Below are 22825 nucleotides of genomic sequence, written 5' to 3' on the forward strand. Positions count from 1 at the left end.
ATCTATTAATTTGTTATGTAAATTCAATAATAATTTATGTGAATTCAGCACTAAAACATTAAGGCCCCTTGCAGAGTGTTCACAAATATAACATTTTTAACTTAAAATTAAAATTAAAGCAGCAAGTGCAGCAGGCTTTTTACATAAATACTCAACATTCATCAAACTTATGGTGTAAAAAGCATACCTAATTTACGTGAATAGTTATAGCTTACATCTAGAAATTATTACCAATGAAGAGGTAGGCTGAAGCATGCCCACCTTCAGCATAACCATAAGACAACATCACTGGACCAATGCCGGTATCTAAAGCGATAAACACACTACCCGCAGTAATAGTCGAATTAAAACTAATATCATCAGTATCGTTCCACACATTACCTTGCTCGACTGAAGCACCTAGATAAAGTGGTAATGAGAAAGCGCCAAAATTATTATCCAATAAACGATGACGATAGATTAATGCCAGCAGTCCTTTGTGATTACCGGTTAGTTCATTAATGCCGTAACCAGATAGATTTTGAAAACCACCTAATCCGACTTCAAAGGTAGGTGAAATAGCCGGACCATCATAACTCGCTATCGATGCCTTAAACTCAAACGTAGAACGATTGAATGACATCGCATTACGCCAATCCAAGCTGAAAAAGACATTATTTTCACTGCTATTTAAATAATCACCAGTATCTATATAAACATCTGAATCAAGCTTAAATCCCTTTGTTGGAAAGGAGATGTTATCAAATGAATCTAAACGTGTTTTTAAATACCAACCCTGACTATCAAATTTATTATTAATATTGGTACCGATAATTTCAGCCGTTCCAGATTGATAGTAGCTGCCGATAGCAATCTCAGCCCAGTCAAAAGGAATAACCCCTAACTCAGCGTAAACGCCCACTTGCTCTGTTCTCACAGGGAAGTATTCAAACACATCACCAATCGGGTTTAAATCTGGGTTATCAACAGTGCCGACATAAAGTTTACTTTCATAATTCTCTAGGCGTACACCAGTTTTAAAGAAAAAGTGTTGGTTATAATCAATCGGTGTATATAACTCAGTACTGATATTTGAATCCGAACCATACACAAGTTCAGTACGCCACTCCCCGCCCAATCGATTCAAATCACTTAAGATATATTGCAAACCGATTTGCTGACTGTCATCACTGGTGGTTGATTGTTGAATGTTGAACTTAAAATCCACATAACCTGGACCCCAACTTTTCTCTACCACATTAACGTGTAAGTCCTGCATGCCATTTTTATCAGTAATACTGTAATCTATTTTTTGAAATAAATTTAATGCATAAAGATCGTCAATTTTTTGCTCTAACTCTGCAACCGAGATCTTATCGCCTTTTTTTATACTTAATTTGTTTTCGATAACTCGCGGGCTTAATCGTGTATCGGTATTAATTTTAATACTATTGATATCAATGGTATCTATTTCTGCCAGCTGCTGCTTTTTGATTACCTTTTGCTGCTGGTACAAGGCATAGTCCGCATCAGATACTGATAATACCGTTAACTTGGCACTGGCATTTTCAGCCGATTTTTCACCACGTTTAACAGCATCAGGCATTAATGCAAAATCAGCTGTTCCGATGCCATCAATCTCAGGACTAAGTAGCACGTCCCGTTCTGATAGTTTCAAAATTTGTTGATTGGCACTGGCACGAGTCATTGAACTAGACAGTTGATCAAAGATAAGGAAAGCACTGGTGATTTCTTCCTGACTATAAAGCTGTGAGCCGATATCTACAGCGATAATAATATCCGCCCCCATATCTTGTAAGATAGATACCGGTAAATTATTAACCATACCACCATCAACAAGGTGCTGATCTTCTATAAATACAGGTGTTAACGCACCAGGAATAGACATACTCGCTTGCATCACTTTCGATAAATCACCACGCTCTAATACAACTTCTTGCATGGTTTCAACATTCGTCGCTATCGCACGGTAAGGAATAGGTAACAAATCAAAGTGGCGAACATAAGGCAAACTATTGGTTGATAGACGTAATAATTTTGCCATGCCTTGGCCTTGGACAAAGCCAGATGGGTATTCAATACTTGTCCCATCAAAGCCTATATTAGTCTGTATCTGAAACGAGTCCTGACGCTGCTTCTCTCTCACTGAAAGACTCTCGCGCGGTACGTCATCATTGTACCCTTGGCTCCAATCATACTCCGCTAGTATGGTTTCGATTTGCTCCGTTGAACGTCCCATGGCATACATACCACCAATAAACGAGCCCATACTGGTACCCGATATATAATCAACGGGGATATTATTTTTTTCTAAATACTTAATGACACCTAAATGCGCAGCACCTTTTGCACCACCACCACTTAAGGCAAGACCAATTTTAGGCCGCTGCGGTTCACTGCTGTCAGTATCTGCTGTCATATCTGCGGCGAGCGCAGTGTTTAACTGGAGGCTAATAAAAGAGAGGAGTAGCAAATTCATCATTTTAAATGAAGAACGAAAAGTCCGTTTAATCTGTAACATATTTTGACTGTGTTCCTAAGAAGTAATTCACCCCCATCCAATGGGAGCAACTGTATATATCTTTCTATATTAGCAACTTCTACTTTAAAACACCTTATTTCAGGCATAAAAAAAGCGACCCTAAGGTCGCTTTCTACTCTTAACAATTAATTCGTTAACGTGTAACGATTAAATCGCTAAATTATTTTTTCTTCACAGCTTTTGCATTAGGAAGATCTGTAATAGAACCTTCATAAATTTCTGCAGCCATACCAACTGATTCGTGTAACGTTGGGTGAGCATGAATTGTTAATGCGATATCTTCTGCATCACAACCCATTTCAATTGCTAGACAAACTTCACCTAGTAATTCACCAGCGTTAGTACCAACCATAGCACCACCGATGATACGGTTAGTGTCTTTGTTGAATAATAACTTAGTCATACCGTTAGATGCGTCAGAAGCGATCGCACGACCTGATGCAGCCCAAGGGAATACAGCAGCTTCGTAGTTTACGCCTTGCTCTTTCGCTTCTTTCTCAGTTAGACCTGCCCACGCCATTTCTGGCTCAGTGTAAGCAATTGAAGGAATAACTTTAGGATCGAAGAAGTGTTTCTTGCCAGCAATGTTTTCTGCAGCAACGTGACCTTCATGCACACCTTTATGCGCCAACATAGGTTGACCAACGATATCGCCGATTGCAAAGATGTGTGGAACGTTCGTGCTCATCGTTTTATTTGTTTCAATAAAACCACGTTCAGTTACATTAATACCCGCTTTCTCAGCATTTAAGCCAAGACCGTTTGGTACACGACCAACAGCAACAAGCACAGCGTCATAACGTACTGGTTCAGCAGGCGCTTTTTTGCCTTCAAACGTAACATATAGACCGTCTTCTTTTGCGTCAACAGCAGTTACTTTTGTGCTTAGCATTACGTTAAATTTGTTTTTAACTGCTTTAGCATAAATTTTAACGATGTCTTTATCCGCTGCAGGTACTAATTGATCTGCAAACTCAACAACGTCAATATCAGAACCTAGTGCAGAGTACACAGTACCCATTTCTAGACCGATAATACCACCACCAAGAACAAGTAATTTACCAGGAACTTCTTTAAGTTCTAGTGCATCAGTTGAATCCCAAACGCGTGGATCTTCATGCGGGATGAATGGTAGTTTAACTGGGCGAGAACCCGCTGCAATGATTGCATTATCAAAGTTAACAGTTGTAACGTTACCGTCACGGTCTGTTGCTTCAATAGTGTTAGCGCCAGTAAATTGTGCTAAACCTTCAACCACTTTAACTTTACGCATCTTAGCCATACCGCCAAGACCACCAGTTAATTGACCAACAACTTTTTCTTTCCATGAACGGATTTTGTTGATGTCAGTTTGTGGTTCGCCGAACACGATACCGTGATCAGCTAATGATTTTGCTTCTTCGATTACTTTAGCTACGTGTAGTAAAGCTTTTGAAGGGATACAACCAACGTTAAGACAAACACCACCTAGTGTGTTGTAACGTTCGATGATTACAGTTTCTAAACCTAGATCTGCAGCACGGAATGCAGCAGAGTAGCCCGCAGGACCAGCGCCAAGTACTACTACTTGAGCTTTAACTTCATTACTCATTATGACCTCGTTGTCATTTAATTATCTGGAATGGCGGTTACCTCACTCAGAGGCACAATTTAAAGCTTCTGAGTAATGATGTTCGTATCCAGATAATTTTACATATATGTTAAATAAATGAGAAGTAAAAAGAGTTAAAACATTGCAAAAATGCGATAACTCTTCTGATTAAATACCGAAACTTCTCTTTAATTAAATACTAAAACTATTACCCGATTAAAATTAAGCGTTTGCTTAACTAAAATTAAAGTACTAGTTGACGAAGATCTGAAAGATATCCGTTTAATGCTGTAACAAAACGAGCACCATCAGCACCATCGATCACGCGGTGATCATATGAAAGCGCCATTGGTAACATTAGACGAGGAGCAAAGTCTTTGCCATCCCACTTAGGTTTAATTTCAGAACGTGATACGCCTAAAATTGCAACTTCTGGAGCATTAACGATTGGTGTAAATTGAGTACCACCGATACCGCCTAGGCTAGAGATTGTGAAACAACCGCCTTGCATGTCAGAAGAAGTCAGTTTACCAGAACGTGCTTTCTTAGAGATAACAGCAAGATCTTGGCAAAGCTCGTAAATACCTTTCTGGTCAACGTTACGGATAACCGGAACAACTAGACCGTTTGGTGTATCAACAGCAACACCAACGTTGATGTATTTCTTCTGAATGATAGTTTCGCCATCTTCGCCGATTGAAGTGTTAAACTTCGGATAATCAGCTAACGCTTTAGCAACTGCTTTAACGATGAAGATAAGTGGAGAAATCTTGAAGCCTTTATCTTGCTTAACAAGTTTGTTGTTCTCAACTTTACGGAACGCTTCTAGTTCAGTGATATCTGCTTCGTCGAACTGTGTAACGTGTGGGATTTTAACCCAGTTACGGTGCAGGTTCGGACCAGAAATTTTCTGGATACGAGTCATCTTAACAACTTCGATTTCACCAAATTTAGCGAAATCAACTTTCGGCCATGCTAGTACGTCCATACCAGAACCGTTGCCGCCAGTAGCGCCAGATTCTAAACGTTTAACTGCATTTTTAACGTAAGTTTGTACGTCTTCTTTTGCGATACGACCTTTACGACCAGTTGCGCCAACTTTATCTAAGTTAACACCGAATTCGCGTGCTAGACGACGAACTACTGGAGATGCATGGTGGTAAGCGTCGTTTTCAACGAAACCAGTTGCTTCAGGTGCTTTTGCAGCAACTGGAGCAGCTTTCGGAGCTTCAACTTTTGCAGCAGGAGCCGGAGCCGCCGCTTCAGCTACAGGTGCAACAGCAGGTGCAGCGCCAGCAACTTCAAATGTCATGATGAAAGAACCAGTTGTAACTTTATCGCCTACAGCTGCTTTAATTTCTTTCACAACACCAGCGAATGGTGCAGGAACTTCCATTGAAGCTTTATCGCCTTCAACAGCCATTAACGTATCTTCTTCAGCAACAGTATCGCCAACTTTAACTGAAATCTCAGTTACTTCCACTTCATCGTCGCCGATGTCAGGAATGTTAACTTCTAGCACTTGCGCAGCAGCGGCAGCTACAGGAGCAGGAGCAGCAACAACAGCAACCTCAGCTTCAGCAACTTCAGCAGCGAAGATAAAGATTAATGAACCAGTTTTAACACTGTCACCAACGTTTACACGGATTTCTTGTACTACACCAGCTTGTGGTGCAGGAACTTCCATAGACGCTTTGTCACCCTCAACAGCAAGCAAAGTATCTTCTTCTGCAACTGTATCGCCGATTTGAACGGAAATCTCAGTTACTTCTACTTCATCATCACCAATGTCTGGAACGAAAATTTCAATACTCATTTTTTATACCTTATGCGTATAGAGGGTTTAATTTATCAGCGTCGATGTTATATTTTGCAATTGCATCAACAACAACTTGATTTTCTAGCTCGCCTTTCTTAACTAATTCAGATAATGCAGCAACAACTACGTATTGCGCGTTAACTTCGAAATGACGACGTAAGTTTGCACGGCTGTCTGAACGACCAAAACCGTCTGTACCAAGTACTTTGTATGAAGTCGGCACGTATGCACGCGCTTGTTCTGCATAGTTTTTGATATAATCTGTCGCAGCAATAGCTGGTGCATCACTCATTAATGTAGTGATGTACGGTACTTTTTGCTCTGCTTCAGGGTGTAGCATGTTGTAACGTTCAACGTCTTGACCATCACGTGCAATTTCATTGAATGAAGTTACAGAGAATACGTCAGAACCGATACCATAGTCTTCACTTAGGATACGAGCCGCTTCGCGAACTTGCATCATGATAGTACCTGAACTTAATAATTGTACTTTTGCTTTTTCGCCAGTATAAGTTTCTAGCTTATACATACCTTTACGGATGCCAGCTTCAGCACCTTCAGGCATTGCATGGTGAGCATAGTTTTCGTTCATCAATGTGATGTAGTAGAAAACATTCTCTTGCTCGCCGTACATACGACGTAAACCATCTTGTAATACAACAGCAACTTCATAAGCGAATGTTGGGTCATAAGACACACAGTTAGGGATAAGACCTGCTTGTACTAAGCTGTGACCATCTTCGTGTTGTAGACCTTCACCGTTTAGCGTTGTACGACCAGCTGTAGCACCTAATAGGAAACCACGCGCCATTTGATCGCCAGCCATCCATGCAGAGTCACCAATACGTTGGAAACCAAACATTGAGTAGTAGATATACAGTGGGATCATAGGTACGTCATTTGTACTATATGATGTAGCCGCTGCAACCCAAGAAGACATAGCACCTAACTCGTTAATACCTTCTTGAAGTACTTGACCGCTAGTTTCTTCTTTATAGTAAGAAACAATTTCGCGATCTTGAGGTGTGTATGCTTGACCTTTAGGGTTGTAAATACCAACTTGACGGAACAAACCTTCCATACCAAATGTACGCGCTTCATCGGCGATAATTGGTACGATGTTTTTGCCAACACCTTTATGCTTAAGCAGCACGTTTAAGGCACGAACATAAGCCATCGTTGTAGAGATTTCACGTTTTTGCTCACCAAGTAGCACGCTGAAATCTTCAACTGTTGGGATATCTAATTTCCCAGAGAAGTTTTCTTTACGCTGTGGTAAGTAACCGTTTAATTCTTTACGACGTGCATGTAAGTATTCGTGTTCAGGCGTACCTTCTTCGATTTTTACATACGGTAGTTCTAATAATTGATCATCAGATACAGGTACATCGAAACGATCACGGAATTGCTTAAGCGTATCCGATTTCATTTTTTTCACGCCGTGCGCGATGTTTTTACCTTCAGCAGCTTCACCCATGCCGTAACCTTTTACAGTTTTAGCGAGGATAACTGTTGGTAAACCTACTGTTGCTTTTGCTTTTGCATAAGCAGCGTAAAGCTTACTTGATGAATGACCACCACGCTTAAGTGCGTAGATTTCATCATCAGTCATATCTGCAACTAGAGCAGCAGTTTCAGGGTAACGATTAAAGAAATGCTCGCGTACGTAAGCGCCGCCTTTAGCTTTCAACGTTTGGTAATCGCCATCAACAGTTTCATTCATTAACTGTAGAAGTTTACCAGACGTGTCTTTAGCAAGAAGTTCATCCCACTCTTCGCCCCATACAACTTTAATCACATTCCAACCAGCGCCTTTAAATAGGCTTTCTAGTTCTTGGATGATTTTACCGTTACCCATTACTGGGCCATCTAGGCGTTGTAAGTTACAGTTAACTACGAATACTAAGTTGTCTAAACCTTCACGAGCAGCAAATGATAATGCGCCACGTGATTCTGGTTCATCCATCTCGCCATCACCTAGGAAAGCGTATACAGTTTGGTCTTCAGTTTGTTTTAGACCACGGCCATCTAGGTATTTCAAGAAACGAGCTTGATAGATAGCAGAGAATGGACCAAGACCCATAGATACTGTAGGGAACTGCCAGTATTCAGGCATCAACTTAGGATGTGGGTATGACGGGATACCTTTACCATCAACTTCTTGACGGAAGTTATTTAGTTGTTCTTCAGTTAAACGACCTTCAACAAATGAACGAGCGTAAATACCAGGAGAAATATGACCTTGGTAATAAACTAAATCGCCACCGTCTTTTTCCGTTGGAGCACGGAAGAAGTGGTTGAAACATACATCGTAAAGTGCAGCAGAAGACTGGAAAGAAGCCATGTGGCCACCTAACTCTAAGTCTTTCTTTGATGCACGTAGTACGATCATTAAAGCATTCCAGCGGATAATCGAACGAATACGACGTTCTAGTTTTTCGTCACCTGGGTATGCAGGTTGGTCTTCAGTACGGATACTATTGATGTAATCCGTAGTGATGCCGCCTTTACCTAGTGCAACGCCGTCTTGATGTGCTTTTGCAATTACTTTTTCTAATAAATACTGCGCACGTTCAAGACCTTCTTCACGAATTACAGATTCGATTGATTCTAGCCATTCGGTAGTTTCGATTGGGTCTACATCATGCTTTAAGATGTCGGACATATGAGATTCCTTACTATTAGATCTCTACAACATTAAAGAAATATTCTTAAGCATAGGTATGTTTAAGAATATTCATTAGTAACACTATTTAGCTTGTTTTATACGACGTGACGCACGATTAATGCGGCTATCTTCACGTCCAATATCTAGCAATGCTTGCTCGATATAAGCCAGATGGGCATGACATGCTTCTCTGGCTGTTTCTGGCTGTCGGTTAAGAATGGCAGTGAGCATATCACCACGGTGTTGGCTAATTTGTTCAACCACACCTTGACGCTTTTCCAACAACCTAAAATTTTGGCAAATATTATCTTCTAACAATGGATTCAAACCACGCAGAAGATGCAACAACACAATATTATGTGATGCCGCGGTGACCGCAATATTAAACGCGCTAACGGCTTGAGCCTGTAACTGCGGATCTTGCGCTAATTCAGATTTAGTCACTGCATCAAGCGCAACACGTAATTGCTGGAAGTCTGTTTCAGTACCACGCAATGCAGCGTAGTAAGCAGAAATACCTTCCAAGGCATGACGAAATTCTAATAAATCTAATTGCGCTTCTGGGTGTGTCGTCAATAATTGAAACAATGGTTCCATCAGTGTTTGGTCCATGACCTTTTTCACCCATGTTCCACGTCCTTGACGACGTTCCAATAAACCTTTGCTTTCCAAACGTAAGATTGCATCGCGTACAGTCGGACGGGATACACCCAACTGTAGGGCTAAATCACGCTCTGAAGGTAAGCGCTGGCCGGATTCTAAACTACCTTCCAAAATCATTTGCTCTAGTTGCTCTGCAATCGCATCAGACAACTTCGGCGGCTGAATTTTTCGATAGACCATGTGAACCTCAAAATGACCAGTGGTAAATTGGTAAGACCAATTTAATATTAAGTCATGACAATTTACCAAAACCACGTTCGATTGTCATTAAAAATAGACATTTTTGTTCGCATTTATAGTGTTTAAATCAAACTGACCAGTATAAATCAATCTAAATAAACCCATAAACAAAGCACATAAGTAAGGATTAATACTCTTTAGCCAGCTAAATTCACTATGCAGTGTAAATAAACGCGCAACAAAGTACCCCCAAAGTGATAACCAATACTCATTGGTCTTACCACTTATAAGGGATTAATACGCATTTACCAGCTAAGTTAGCCACTGTAAATAAACTATCGATAAATTTAATATAGGCTAAATAATAGTACCGTTAATAGTAAGGAGGGAAATTACGGTGACAAATAAAATAATATTACGCTTTGCAAGTTGTACCAAATAACACGTGTAGTCATAGCATTTATCTGTTTTTACATTTGCTTTACTCGCGAGATATACCACTTTTCCTAACAAATCAAACTCAGGTGTGGATACATCTCGCCAGCTACGTAAGCTTTGTGGTAAGGCCGCTTGTTCTTCAGCTACCAGAGCATAACCAAACATCGTTAATCGTGCAGGTAACCAATCAACCACGCGCATAACGCGATGGATACCACTGCGATTTAATTGCTTGCTGTGATGTTGAATCACGTATTTATGGTAACTACGCGCCACCACGTACATCGTTAATCCAACAGGTCCCGCGAGAACAAAATAAAAAATAACAGCAAAATAAAAGCGGTAATTAATCCACACAAGTTGCTGCGCTACCGCTTCGGTAAGTAATGTGGAACAAAAACGGTCGCTATTTACATCTAAACAACCCGCGTACATGCCTTTAGCATCCAAATCATTACGACTTAATGCTTTTAGATATTGACGATAATCGCGACGATAGTCACTACCACCAAAACTCATTAACAGCAGCATTAACCAAGCGCACACTGTAAAAACACCATAATACAAACCTGAGATGGCATCTAACAAGCTATACATAAGTGCGGTAGGTAAAGCAATAATCATCAGGGTACCAAGTAAGCCTTGGTTGATAAAAGAGGGCAGTAAAGGATAAAGATAACGCTGCAAGACATTATCTAATTGTAATTTAGCGCTAAGGTGAACAACACGTTCAATAAGTAATGCGAGCAGTAAAGAGATTAATGCCATATCAATTATCCTTCAAATCTAAACATGCAAAATAATGTTGCCAGTCAAAATGAGGGCCGGGATCATCTTTACGCACAGGAGCAATATCACTGTGACCCGTAATACGATCTTGCGTTATTAAAGGGTAACCTTGCTGAATTTCCGCAGTCACTGCCGCTAAGCGCTGATACTGTGCGGATGTATATGGGTGATTGACATCCCCTTCAAGCTCAATACCAATAGAGAAATCATTACAACGGGATTTTCCTGCAAACTCCGACAACCCAGCATGCCAGGCTCGTTTATCCAGAGGGACAAACTGAATTAATTGACCATCACGCTTAATATATACATGCGCAGATACTCGCACTGATACTAACTTCTGAAAATATGGGTGCAAGCTGCAATCAAGTTTACCTAGAAAAAAATCTTCTACATAATCACTACCGTACTGTTCAGGTGGCAAGCTAATACAATGAATAACCAGTAAATCGATATCAATCTCTGCTGGACGTTCATCAAAATGTGGTGATGACAAAAACGTCGCATCTGCCAATAAATCGGACCTTGGTTGTCTATTTGCCACAGTATTTATACCTTCTAACTATAATCAATTTTGATATTATTCAACACGACCACTCATAATTGCTTCACTTTACAATGATATCGTTAGCAATAACATAGTAGAGTCAGTAAAATGCGAAGCTTATAATTAACGCACTCATAATGGAGAACAAGAATGGATGGAAATCAAAAAATTGCCAAAACCATGACTTATATCGCCTGGATCAGTGGGTTAATTGTCATGACTCTATTCTTCAACCATTTTTTATCGAAACAAGAAAACCCTAATACACGCCCCGAAAGTTACCAGCAAAATGGCAATGCAGTTGTTATGTTGCAACAAAATCGTGCTGGTCACTATGTTACCAATGGTTATATAAATGGTTATCAGGTAAAATTTTTACTCGATACTGGCGCGACACAGGTATCCATTCCAGCAACCGTAGCCGAAAAGATTGGCTTGAATGCTGGTTATAGTCAATCTGTGAATACAGCCAATGGTGTGATTGAAGTATTTTCAACACGCCTTGATAGCTTAACCATTGGTGAACTCGCCTTCTACGACCTAAGTGCGAATATTAATCCCTATATGCAAGGTGATACTATTCTGTTAGGCATGAATGCATTAAAACAAATTAAATTAGTCCAGCAAGGCAAAACCCTCACCTTAAGTGAGTATTAGTTTTTAATCGACCTAGGAATTATTATGTTACAACAAGAAATACGCCGCGCAGTAAGCACCGCATTAGCAGAAGACCTTGGTGGTCAAAGTGTGGCAGAAGGTGATATCACTGCAAACTTAATCGCAGCAGAAACACAAGCTAAAGCCAAAGTGATTAGTCGTGAACAAGCAGTATTTTGTGGTAAAGCCTGGGTTGATGAAGTTTTCCACCAACTCGGTGATACTGTAACAGTGACTTGGTGTGTTGCTGATGGTGATTTAGTGGCAGCGGATCAAACATTATTTACCCTAGAAGGCCCTGCTCGCACACTATTAACTGGCGAACGTAATGCATTGAACTTCGTACAAACATTATCTGGTGTTGCGACGTTAACGAAAGAATATGTCGATCAATTAGCAGGTACAAAATGTCAGTTGCTTGATACCCGTAAGACAATCCCGGGTCTACGCTTTGCACAAAAATATGCTGTGACTTGTGGTGGCGGTAAAAACCACCGTATCGGCCTATTCGATGCTTATCTGATTAAAGAAAACCACATCATGGCCTGTGGTGGCATTGAAAACGCCATTGCTAAAGCAAAAGAATTACAACCTGGTAAGCCTGTTGAAGTAGAAACAGAAAGTCTGGAAGAGCTACAGCAAGCATTAGACGCTGGCGCAGATATTGTGATGATCGATAACTTTGATATCCCAATGATGCGTGCTGCGGTTGAATTAAATCAAGGTAAAGCGAAATTAGAAGTATCAGGAAATGTAACAATTGAAACACTCGCAAGCTTTGCGGCGACCGGTGTTGATTTCATCTCTGTGGGTGCGTTAACAAAACACGTACAAGCAACTGATCTATCGATGCGCTTTATTAAATAATCAATGCGCTTTAGCTAAATCGTTATTAAAGGCCGTTCCAATACACATATAAAGCCAAATATAACACTTAGTTAAAACCAGTTCTAAAGTAGTAAAAATAAAGTTGAGCACTGCCACTTATGACGCAGTGCTTTTTTATATCCCCAACAAATAACGCAAAATAAAATTAATGCCTATTTCATATCCATTATTTAGTCATTCATCTAGAAATAGCTTTCTAAGCCTTCCATTTACACTTTAAAGCCTTAGTACAAGATAATAATATGTCAATAAATCAAGTCATTATCTGGACATATTGTCTTATAACTCGATCTTGATCGTTAAATAATTGTGTACAAAATGTTAAATCAACGTTTAAATAAATCTAACTCATCAAGTATCTCATACCATTTGATGACTAAAGGACTATTAGATAATTTTATAAGGATATAAAAAATGAGAGTACAACAGAAAGCACAACAACAAGGTTTTACGTTAATTGAATTAATGATCGTAGTCGCGATTGTGGCTATTTTGGCGGGTGTCGGTATGCCTGCTTATCAGAATTATACAAAGCGAGCACAATTTTCAGAAGTCATAGCCGCAACAGGACCAATAAAAACAGCTGTTGAGCTATGCGCTCAAATACAAGGATTGACAAGTACAGCAGGCTTCGTTTCCGCTGACAATGATAAATGTGGTACAAATGGTCAGAAAGGAATACCGGCCGATGACACAACAGGTTATGGTAATGTTGCGAGTACAAAATATACAGTAAATTCAAGTGGCGCACTAATCACTGCCGTAGCTAATGATGCGAACTCTACTACATATACATTAGCAGGGACAATAGCTGCTGACGGTAGAGTATCTTGGGTCCAAGGTGGCACATGTGATGTGAATGGTTATTGCTAAGCCATAATGCAACACAAGCATAACGCAAGCGGCCTAGCGCATAGCCTGGTCGCACATTCGTACCTCGCGACAGAAGAGATCCCATCACTTCTGCAAAGCGCCAAACAGGAAGGTAAAGCCTTCACAAGCTATCTCGTCGATAATAACATCATTGATAGCCACACATTAGCGCAATTATTAGAGCGAGAGTACGGCGTCCCTCTACTCGATTTAGATACTTTCAAGCTCGAAGAAATACCCGATAATCTCCTTAATGAAAAACTGATTGATAAGCACCATGCATTGCCTATTTATGTGCAAGGGCAAACACTGTATCTCGCGATGTCAGATCCAACGAACGTAACGGCCTTAGAAGAGTTCTCTTTCAGCTTTAGTCTGCATACCGAAGTGCTTTTAGTTGATGAAATACAATTACAAAAAGCCTTAGAGATTGTTCTCGAAAGTGATATGGATGCCCTTGGCGATCTGAATGATGCCGACATTGGTGATTTAGAGGTTGATAATAGCGAGTCACGCTTAGATCAAGAAAACAAAGATAGCGCTGACGATGCTCCGATTGTTAAATTCGTCAACAAGATCCTACTCGATGCAATCAAAAGGGGTGCCTCAGATATTCATTTCGAACCCTACGAATTTAAATACCGAGTACGATTTCGGATCGACGGTATTTTACACGAAATGGTATCGCCTCCAGTTAATTTAGCCATGCGCTTTTCAGCTCGATTAAAAGTAATGGCAAAACTGGATATTGCCGAACGTCGTATTCCCCAAGATGGTCGGATCAAGTTAAAACTTTCCAAAAATAAATCCGTTGATCTCCGTGTTAGTACCTTGCCCACCATGTGGGGAGAGAAAGTCGTTATGCGGATCTTGGATTCGAATCAAGCCAGTTTAAACATTGATATTCTCGGCTATGATGAAAAACAAAAAGCACTTTACCTTAAAGCATTAGAAAGACCGCAAGGTATGATCTTGGTTACTGGACCAACAGGTAGTGGTAAAACAGTGTCGTTATACAGTGGATTAAATATTCTCAATACTGTCGAACGCAACATATCCACAGCCGAAGATCCTATCGAGATCAACTTAACCGGTATCAATCAAGTACAGATCAACCTGAAAGCAGGGCTTACTTTCCCCAGTGCATTGCGTTCTTTCTTACGACAAGATCCTGATGTGGTCATGGTTGGTGAGATCCGAGATATTGAAACTGCTGAAATTGCGATCAAAGCAGCGCAAACCGGTCACTTGGTGTTATCAACACTGCATACGAACTCCGCAGCTGAAACGCTAACCCGTTTATCTAATATGGGGGTTCCTGCTTATAATATTGGTTCATCCGTCAGCTTGATCATCGCCCAGCGTCTTGGCCGACGACTTTGTAACGAATGCAAACAACCAGAGGAGATACCTTCGGTTGAATTAGTCAAACTCGGATTTAGCCCGCAACAAATTAACCAAGGGATCACACCTTTCAAAGCCATAGGCTGTAATCAGTGCACTAAAGGTTATAAAGGCCGTGTGGGTATCTACGAAGTAATGCCAATGTCTGACACGATCGCACGCATGATTTTAACAGGCAGTAATTCGATGGAGCTAAACGATCAAGCACAACAAGAAGGCATGGATACATTACGCCAGTCTGCGTTACAGAGAGTGATCGATGGGGTAACAAGCTTACTTGAGGTCGAGCGGATCACGAGTCATTAATCTTCATCAATAACGTCCTCTGACTAAGTAGGATCTTATCGTCAACCATTCGCTAAGGATAGCATCATGGTAGCAGTAACTAAAAAAGCTAATAACACCAACACATCGACAGTCAAAAAACGCTATCCCTACAACTGGCAAGGCGTTAATCGCAAAGGTAAAAAAGTCAGTGGCGAAATGCAATCTGAAAGCATCAGCAATCTCAAAGTGGAATTACGTCGCCAAGGTATTAATGTATTAAAAGCTAACCGTAAATCCACGGGATTATTTTCCAGTGCGAAAGCTAAAATTAAACCGATGGATATTGCAATTATTTCACGTCAAATTGCAACCATGTTAAATGCAGGCGTTCCACTCGTACAAAGTTTAGAAATTATTGCACGTAGTCATGACAACCCAACAATGCGTTCACTCATCGGCGAAGTTGCAGCCGAAGTCGCCACAGGGACTACATTGTCAGACACCCTACGTAAACACCCTCTTTATTTTGATGATTTGTATTGCGACCTTATCAGCGCAGGTGAGCAATCCGGTTCGCTGGACAGTATTTATGATCGTATCGCGACTTACAAAGAAAAAGCCGAAGCGCTGAAATCAAAGATCAAAAAAGCCATGTTCTATCCCGCTATGGTGGTTGCAGTAGCGACAATCGTCACCTTGATTTTACTACTCTACGTTATTCCACAATTCAAAGATATCTTCGCTAGCTTTGGTGCTGAACTACCGCCCTTCACGCTATTCGTATTATCTATCTCCGATTTTGTGAGCCAATTTTGGTATTTGGTGATCGGGATATTATTTGGAATGCCCTTTATCTACCTTAAAGCCAATAAACGCTCTATGAAAATAAAACACATGAGTGAACGTAGCATCCTGAAAATTCCAGCGATTGGTCCAATTATGCACAAAGGCGCAATGGCCCGTTTTGCCAGAACCTTATCGACAACATTTGCAGCTGGTATCCCACTGGTCGACTCGCTGACTTCAGCCGCAGGGGCATCCGGTAATATTGTTTATAAAAGCGCGGTAATGGAAATGCGCAGCGAAGTCATCGCAGGATTACAGATGCACATCGCCATGCGCTCAACGAATTTATTTCCAGATATGGTCACACAGATGGTGATGATTGGTGAAGAGTCAGGCTCACTTGATGATATGTTAGCAAAGGTTGCGCATATTTATGAACAACAAGTCGATGATGCTGTTGATGGGCTTACCAGTTTAATTGAACCAATGATTATGGTGGTATTGGGTATAGTCATTGGTGGGCTGGTGATTGCAATGTACTTACCTATTTTTGAAATGGGCAGCATTATGTAGTTGAACTCGCACAAGTGATGCTTTGCCTGCCGCTTTAACAGCTTTTCTGTGATGAGTTTGCTATCATCTTATTTCAATTAATACTTATCTATCAATTTGATTCCGTACAGGTAATTTAAATGCAAGACTTAGCGCTACTCTTTCAACTCTATCCTTGGCTATTATGGCTATCTGTTGCTTTACTTGGTCTACTGGTTGGTAGCTTCCTTAATGTCGTGATCTACCGTTTACCAATTATGATGGAACATGAATGGAAACAAGAGTGCACCGTCTATTTCAGTGACGAATGTAAAGCTGTAACACCAGAACACCAAGCAGCTAAATTTAACTTATTGCTGCCCCGCTCTGCTTGCCCTAAATGCAATCATCAAATTACCGCATTAGAAAATATTCCAGTGATCAGTTGGTTGGTATTACGTGGTAAATGCAGTAGTTGCGCAAACCCAATATCTGCACGTTATCCAAGTATCGAGCTCCTCACTGGACTCTTATCTTTGGCTGTTGCCTTTTACATCCCTTACGGTATTCAATTAGCAGGAGCCTTATTACTAACATGGTGTTTAGTCGCGCTAACCTTCATTGATATAGATAAAATGTTATTGCCCGATCAAATGACATTACCGCTATTATGGTTAGGTTTATTACTTAACGTTAATTACGCATGGGTAACACCTTCAGATGCCATCATTGGGGCAATTGTAGGTTACTTATCACTCTGGTCGGTGTATTGGGGTTTTAAGCTACTGACCGGAAAAGAGGGCATGGGCTATGGAGACTTTAAACTATTAGCTGCATTTGGCGCTTGGTTTGGTTGGCAATCTATTTTGGCGATTGTTCTACTCTCTTCATTTGCTGGCGCTATTATCGGTATTAGCCAAATCGCACTAAAAAAACATACCCAAGGTAACCCGATCCCATTTGGCCCTTATCTTGCGATTGCAGGTTGGTTATATCTTATCTGGGGCGATCAAATCGTTGATTTCTACCTGTCTAACTTTATCTATTAAGGGACCTTGCTATGTATGTTGTCGGATTAACAGGCGGGATTGCATCGGGTAAAACAACGGTTGCCGATCTCATTGCGACTAAAAACATTAATTTAGTTGATGCTGATATTGTTGCACGAGAAGTGGTGGCTATTGGTAGTGATGGCTTGGCCCAAATTAGCACTCATTTTGGCCCTGAAATATTACTCGATGATGGCAGCTTAAATCGAACTTTATTAAGAGAGAAAATATTTTCTGATGACACAAATAAGCAATGGCTAAATAACTTATTACACCCGATGATTAGAGCTGAGTTATTAGCACAATTAGCGGCAAGCAGATCCATTTACACACTACTTGTTGTCCCTCTATTAGTAGAGAATAACCTCACTAGTTTATGTGATCATGTATTGGTTGTAGATGTAGAAGAGCAAGTTCAAATAGAGCGAACCATTGCACGTGATCACGTTTCAGAGCAGCAAGCCAAGGCTATATTACAATCACAAGCGAGTCGCCAACAGCGTCTAGCAGACGCCGATTCTGTCGTGGTCAATAATGATCGCCAACAGCTCGCTGATGATGTTGATATTTTACATCAAAAATTTCTTGAGTTAGCGGCAAGTGCCGTGGCAAACTGACATTTTTAAGCGCTATATATTTAGGAAATAACCATGCAAGTAAATTGCCCGACCTGTCAAAAACCTGTTGAATGGGTCGCAACAAGTGAATTTCGCCCATTTTGCAGTGACCGCTGTAAACTCATTGATCTTGGCGAATGGGCAAGTGAAGAACGTGCAATTCCCGGTGAAGATGTATCACCACAAGAACTGCAGCCTAAAGGCTACGAATTCGATTAATTGCATGAACTAAAAGTATAATGCTAAGTGGCTCAGGCAAACTGAGCCACTAACATCTCAACAATCACCTGATTTGCGGCAGGGAAAGTATAATTCGTTAAATCATGAATATTAACCCATTCCGTTTGCTGCCCTTCAAGCCCCTTACCCACACCTTCAAAATTATCGACAAGGTAGAAATCCAGTTGCACGACTTTATCACCGTAATCAAACTCTAGCTGATGAAATACATGTGCATTAACAACCTCAAGGTTAACCTCTTCTTTTAGCTCTCTTGTTAACGCTTCAAGCACTGATTCACCTGATTCCACCTTACCACCAGGAAACTCCCATTTATCGCCTTGGTGTTGCTCTGAGCTACGCTTACTGATGAATACTTGCTGGTCACGAACAATAATACCAGCAGCGACATGGACAACTTTCATGATAGTTTCTCTTATGAATATAATACAAAAAAATTACAGTTAATAAAAAGCGCTAAAACATTGCTGCTTTAGCGCTTTAAAACTCAGTCATGGCCTACATCATATTAAGCCATTCGATTAAGCGTTGTTATTAACTTAGTTTAGCTGAGTTTACCATGGCACTGTTTGAATTTAGCACCTGAACCACAAGGGCACGGATCATTACGACCCACTTTCTGACCTTGGCGTACAAATGTTTCAGGATCAGCGGCTGCTTCCGAGTTGTCTGCAAGCTGATTTTCAGCCGTTGCATGGCTCATGCTTTGTGGTAAAGATTCACTGCGACGACGCTGTGCTTCTACCGCTTCAACATCTTCAGGTGCTTGAACTTGTACTTTAGAAATAACACCAACAACATCTGATTTTAAGTTTTCTAACATTTCAGTAAACAGTTCAAACGATTCACGCTTGTATTCTTGTTTCGGGTTTTTCTGTGCATAACCACGTAAATGAATACCTTGACGTAAATGGTCCATTGCCGCTAAGTGCTCTTTCCATAAACCATCAAGTGTTTGTAGCATGACTGCTTTTTCGAACTGGCGAATAACTTGTGCGCCAACAGCGTCTTCTTTTGCTGTGTATGCTTCGTTAGCTGCCGTCATGATACGTTCACGAATTTTTTCTTCGTATAATTTAGTATCATCATCCAACCATTGTTGAATCGGTAGCTCTAGCATGAAGTCAGCACGTAAACGCTTCTCTAAGCCTGAGATATCCCACATTTCATGTAGTGATTGTGGTGGAATGTAAGCATCCATAACAGCATTAATCACGTCTTCACGGATCACTACCATCGTCTCGCTAATATCTTCCGATTCCATCAACTCATTACGTTGCTCATAAACCACTTTACGTTGATCATTAGCAACATCATCAAATTCAAGTAATGATTTACGAATATCGAAGTTACGGCCTTCAACTTTACGTTGAGCGTTTTCGATTGCACGTGTTACCCACTTATGTTCAATCGCTTCGCCTTCTTCCATGCCCAGTTTCTTCATCATGCCTGTAATACGGTCTGATGTGAAAATACGCATAAGCGGATCGGCCATTGATAAGTAGAAACGTGTAGAACCCGCATCACCCTGACGACCAGAACGACCACGTAACTGGTTATCAATACGACGTGACTCATGGCGCTCTGTACCAATAATGTGTAAACCACCCGCAGTAAGTACCGCGTCGTGACGAACCTGCCATTGATCTTTAATGTGTTTAATTTGCGCTTCAGTTGCGTTTTTCAACTTATCAACTTCAGTCTGCCAATTACCACCTAAAACAATATCGGTACCACGACCAGCCATATTAGTTGCAATTGTTACGGCACCAGAGCGACCAGCATCAGCAACAATTTCAGCTTCACGTTCGTGGAACTTTGCATTCAATACGTTATGTTTGATCTTGTCTTTTTTCAGCAAATTAGAAAGCAGTTCAGAACTTTCAATCGATACCGTACCAACCAATACTGGCTGCTGTCTTTTAACACAGTCTTTGATATCTTCAATAATCGCAACGTGTTTTTCATCCGCAGTCAGGTAAACTAAATCACCGAAATCTTTACGTGCCATTGGTTTATTAGTCGGTAATACAACCGTTTCTAAACTGTAGATAGATTGGAATTCGAATGCTTCAGTATCAGCGGTACCTGTCATACCAGACAGCTTTTCATACATACGGAAATAATTCTGGAATGTAATTGACGCTAATGTTTGGTTTTCGTTTTGAATTTTAACACCTTCGCGTGCTTCTACCGCTTGGTGTAAACCTTCAGACCAACGACGACCAGGCATCGTACGACCAGTGTGCTCATCGACAATAACAATCTCGCCTTCATCGCTGACGATATAATCTACATCTTTTTCAAATAACGTATGCGCACGTAATGCCGCATTGATGTGATGTAGTAATGAAATATTACCCGCAGAAAATAAAGAATCTTCTTCGCTTAATAAGCCACGCTCTTTAAGCATTTCTTCAACTTTGATTTGACCATTTTCAGTCAGTAATACTTGCTTGTTCTTTTCATCAACGGTGTAATGACCATCACCAGTATATTCTTCAGTATCTTCCTGTTCTTGCTGTTCTAACAACGGAATAATGGTATTAATCTTAGTGTATAGCTCAGAACTGTCATCTGCAGGGCCAGAAATAATCAATGGTGTACGCGCTTCATCAATTAAAATTGAATCCACTTCATCGATTACCGCATAGTATAATGGGCGCATTACACGTTGTTGTGGTTCAAACGCCATGTTGTCACGCAAGTAATCAAAACCAAATTCATTATTGGTTCCGTAAGTAACATCCGCAGCGTAAGCTTCACGTTTAGCCATGTTGTCCATGCCCGAAACATTAAGACCAACAGTTAAGCCTAAAAATTCAAATAGTTCACGATTCCATTCCGCATCACGTGCAGCAAGGTAATCATTCACTGTAATAATATGCACACCTTTACCTGTTAGTGCATTAAGGTAAGCAGGTAGTGTTGCGGTAAGTGTTTTACCTTCACCAGTACGCATTTCAGCAATTTGGTTATTATTTAAAACCATACCACCCAATAATTGAACATCGAAGTGACGCATACCAAATACACGTTTTGAGCCTTCACGAACAACCGCGAATGCTTCTGCTAAAATGCTATCAAGTGAATCTCCAGCAGCTAAACGTTGTTGAAAATCAACCGTTTTAGCTTTTAGCTCTTCATCTGATAATACTTCAAAATCAGCTTCTAATTGATTAACCTGTTTTACAACTTTATGCAATTTTTTTAAAATGCGGTCATTGCGGCTACCGACTATTTTTGTAATTATATTAGTTAACATTTTATGACCAAAAGTTATTGTGAATCTAATTTGAATTTAAAGCATTTTAGCGATAAACGTAGCGTTTCGGATCGATTTGTCGTCCTGATTTTAGCACTTCGTAATGAACATGAGGACCAGTCGAACGCCCTGTACTCCCCATAATAGCAATAGTTTGCCCTTTGCCTACAACATCACCTTCTTTAGCAATCAATTCTTTAGAGTGAGCATAACGTGAAGACAAACCATTTCCGTGGTTGATTTCAATTAATAATCCATAACCAGCGCGTTTTCCAGACCATGTTACAACACCTGCGCCCGTTGCGATAATATTCATTCCATTATTACCAGCAAAATCAACGCCTTTATGCATCCGAGCACGCCCTGTAAAAGGGTCTTTACGGATACCATAGGGAGATGATAACCAAGAACCGCGTTGAATAACTGGGCGTCCAGATAAAACAGCCTCATCAGTTATATTGTGATTCAATAGCATAGTTTCAAGTAGTGATAGCTGTTGCGAGCGATTATTTACTTCTAACGAGAGTGAATCCATCTCTTCAAGTAAGGTTTGCAAATCGACCGCATAACTTGAATCAGTATCAAGTGGACCACCCATTGCTGGCTTTGCTGTGAAATCGAATTCGCCACGCGTTAAACTCGCACTCTTAGCTAACTCATCACTTAATAAGCTTAAGCGATTGACTTCTGCTTGCATCATGCCAACTTTACTCGCAAATACAGCGATTTTCAAATCCGTTTCTTGACGTAGAGCAAGAACTTCATCTGCTTGTTGTTGATATTTTTGTTGAGTTTTTGCGATCTTAAGTTGTATTGCTTGAGAAGAGTAGTTTGAATAGAGAAACCAAGAAGCTGTAATCGAAATGGCAATAACAATGATTAAGGCAAATATTAAGAAGTAGAAATTAAATAATTTAGAATAGCTGTGTTTACTATTCGAATAAGTAACTGTAACGCTCATAATCTTTTATTAACTGATGAATTTGTGACACTAAATATAAACAATTTAAT

17 protein-coding genes and 2 pseudogenes are annotated in these 22825 nt (G+C 40.4%); 8 read left to right on the forward strand and 11 right to left on the reverse strand.

Annotated features, from left to right (window positions below; translation table 11 throughout):
• Nucleotides 1-217: 217 nt before the first annotated feature.
• The 7 genes from HWV00_RS19365 to ampD form a co-directional block, all read right to left on the reverse strand.
• Nucleotides 218-2419: a patatin-like phospholipase family protein gene (locus HWV00_RS19365; protein ID WP_255554832.1), complete on the reverse strand. Its 2202-nt coding sequence runs from the start codon at nt 2417-2419 to the stop codon at nt 218-220.
• A 283-nt stretch (nt 2420-2702) separates the two neighbouring features.
• Nucleotides 2703-4133, reverse strand: coding sequence for a dihydrolipoyl dehydrogenase (gene lpdA, locus HWV00_RS19370; protein WP_211683871.1), 1431 nt, complete (start codon nt 4131-4133; stop codon nt 2703-2705).
• A gap of 244 nt (nt 4134-4377) precedes the next feature.
• On the reverse strand, nt 4378-5949 hold the full coding sequence (aceF, locus tag HWV00_RS19375; RefSeq protein ID WP_211683873.1) for a pyruvate dehydrogenase complex dihydrolipoyllysine-residue acetyltransferase: 1572 nt from the start codon (nt 5947-5949) through the stop codon (nt 4378-4380).
• A gap of 10 nt (nt 5950-5959) precedes the next feature.
• Nucleotides 5960-8617 carry a pyruvate dehydrogenase (acetyl-transferring), homodimeric type gene (gene aceE, locus HWV00_RS19380; RefSeq protein ID WP_211683875.1) on the reverse strand — a complete coding sequence of 886 codons (2658 nt, stop codon included), beginning with the start codon at nt 8615-8617 and terminating at the stop codon, nt 5960-5962.
• Between the two features lie 84 nt (nt 8618-8701).
• Entirely contained in the window at nt 8702-9463 is a 762-nt protein-coding gene (pdhR, locus tag HWV00_RS19385; RefSeq protein WP_211683877.1) for a pyruvate dehydrogenase complex transcriptional repressor PdhR, read from the reverse strand.
• Nucleotides 9464-9820: 357 nt separating this feature from the next.
• Nucleotides 9821-10669: a regulatory signaling modulator protein AmpE gene (gene ampE / locus HWV00_RS19390; RefSeq protein WP_211683879.1), complete on the reverse strand. Its 849-nt coding sequence runs from the start codon at nt 10667-10669 to the stop codon at nt 9821-9823.
• 1 nt (nt 10670) lies between these two features.
• On the reverse strand, nt 10671-11234 hold the full coding sequence (gene ampD / locus HWV00_RS19395; RefSeq protein WP_211683880.1) for a 1,6-anhydro-N-acetylmuramyl-L-alanine amidase AmpD: 564 nt from the start codon (nt 11232-11234) through the stop codon (nt 10671-10673).
• 153 nt (nt 11235-11387) lie between these two features.
• Here ampD and HWV00_RS19400 point away from each other — a divergent pair, with 153 nt between their 5' ends.
• From HWV00_RS19400 to yacG, 8 genes are all read left to right on the forward strand, one after another.
• Nucleotides 11388-11894 carry a TIGR02281 family clan AA aspartic protease gene (locus HWV00_RS19400; RefSeq protein ID WP_211683882.1) on the forward strand — a complete coding sequence of 169 codons (507 nt, stop codon included), beginning with the start codon at nt 11388-11390 and terminating at the stop codon, nt 11892-11894.
• Nucleotides 11895-11918: 24 nt separating this feature from the next.
• Nucleotides 11919-12761, forward strand: a complete 843-nt coding sequence (nadC, locus tag HWV00_RS19405; RefSeq protein ID WP_211683884.1) for a carboxylating nicotinate-nucleotide diphosphorylase — start codon at nt 11919-11921, stop codon at nt 12759-12761.
• Nucleotides 12762-13196: 435 nt separating this feature from the next.
• Complete coding sequence (locus HWV00_RS19410; RefSeq protein WP_211683886.1) at nt 13197-13655, forward strand: prepilin-type N-terminal cleavage/methylation domain-containing protein; 459 nt, start codon at nt 13197-13199, stop codon at nt 13653-13655.
• A 6-nt stretch (nt 13656-13661) separates the two neighbouring features.
• Nucleotides 13662-15365 (forward strand): type IV-A pilus assembly ATPase PilB, encoded by a 1704-nt coding sequence (gene pilB, locus HWV00_RS19415; RefSeq protein ID WP_211683888.1) that lies wholly within the window; start codon nt 13662-13664, stop codon nt 15363-15365.
• 66 nt (nt 15366-15431) lie between these two features.
• Complete coding sequence (locus HWV00_RS19420; protein ID WP_211683890.1) at nt 15432-16685, forward strand: type II secretion system F family protein; 1254 nt, start codon at nt 15432-15434, stop codon at nt 16683-16685.
• Between the two features lie 119 nt (nt 16686-16804).
• Entirely contained in the window at nt 16805-17692 is an 888-nt protein-coding gene (locus tag HWV00_RS19425; protein WP_211683892.1) for an A24 family peptidase, read from the forward strand.
• 11 nt (nt 17693-17703) lie between these two features.
• On the forward strand, nt 17704-18309 hold the full coding sequence (gene coaE, locus HWV00_RS19430; protein ID WP_211683894.1) for a dephospho-CoA kinase: 606 nt from the start codon (nt 17704-17706) through the stop codon (nt 18307-18309).
• A 27-nt stretch (nt 18310-18336) separates the two neighbouring features.
• The gene (yacG, locus tag HWV00_RS19435; protein WP_211686713.1) at nt 18337-18528 is read left to right on the forward strand and encodes a DNA gyrase inhibitor YacG; all 192 of its coding nucleotides are present in this window, start codon (nt 18337-18339) and stop codon (nt 18526-18528) included.
• A gap of 32 nt (nt 18529-18560) precedes the next feature.
• Here the strand turns inward: yacG and mutT are convergent, their stop codons facing one another.
• The 4 genes and pseudogenes from mutT to HWV00_RS19450 form a co-directional block, all read right to left on the reverse strand.
• Nucleotides 18561-18953 carry an 8-oxo-dGTP diphosphatase MutT gene (mutT, locus tag HWV00_RS19440; protein ID WP_211683896.1) on the reverse strand — a complete coding sequence of 131 codons (393 nt, stop codon included), beginning with the start codon at nt 18951-18953 and terminating at the stop codon, nt 18561-18563.
• Between the two features lie 140 nt (nt 18954-19093).
• A pseudogene (locus tag HWV00_RS21660) lies at nt 19094-19180 on the reverse strand (SEC-C metal-binding domain-containing protein); the annotation flags it as partial.
• Nucleotides 19181-19275: 95 nt separating this feature from the next.
• Nucleotides 19276-21814 (reverse strand): annotated as a pseudogene (gene secA, locus HWV00_RS19445) (preprotein translocase subunit SecA); the annotation flags it as partial.
• A gap of 46 nt (nt 21815-21860) precedes the next feature.
• Nucleotides 21861-22775 carry a M23 family metallopeptidase gene (locus HWV00_RS19450; protein ID WP_211683899.1) on the reverse strand — a complete coding sequence of 305 codons (915 nt, stop codon included), beginning with the start codon at nt 22773-22775 and terminating at the stop codon, nt 21861-21863.
• Between the last annotated feature and the right edge of the window lie 50 nt (nt 22776-22825).

It is taken from the genome of Moritella sp. 24 (genome assembly GCF_018219155.1).
Lineage (GTDB): Bacteria > Pseudomonadota > Gammaproteobacteria > Enterobacterales > Moritellaceae > Moritella.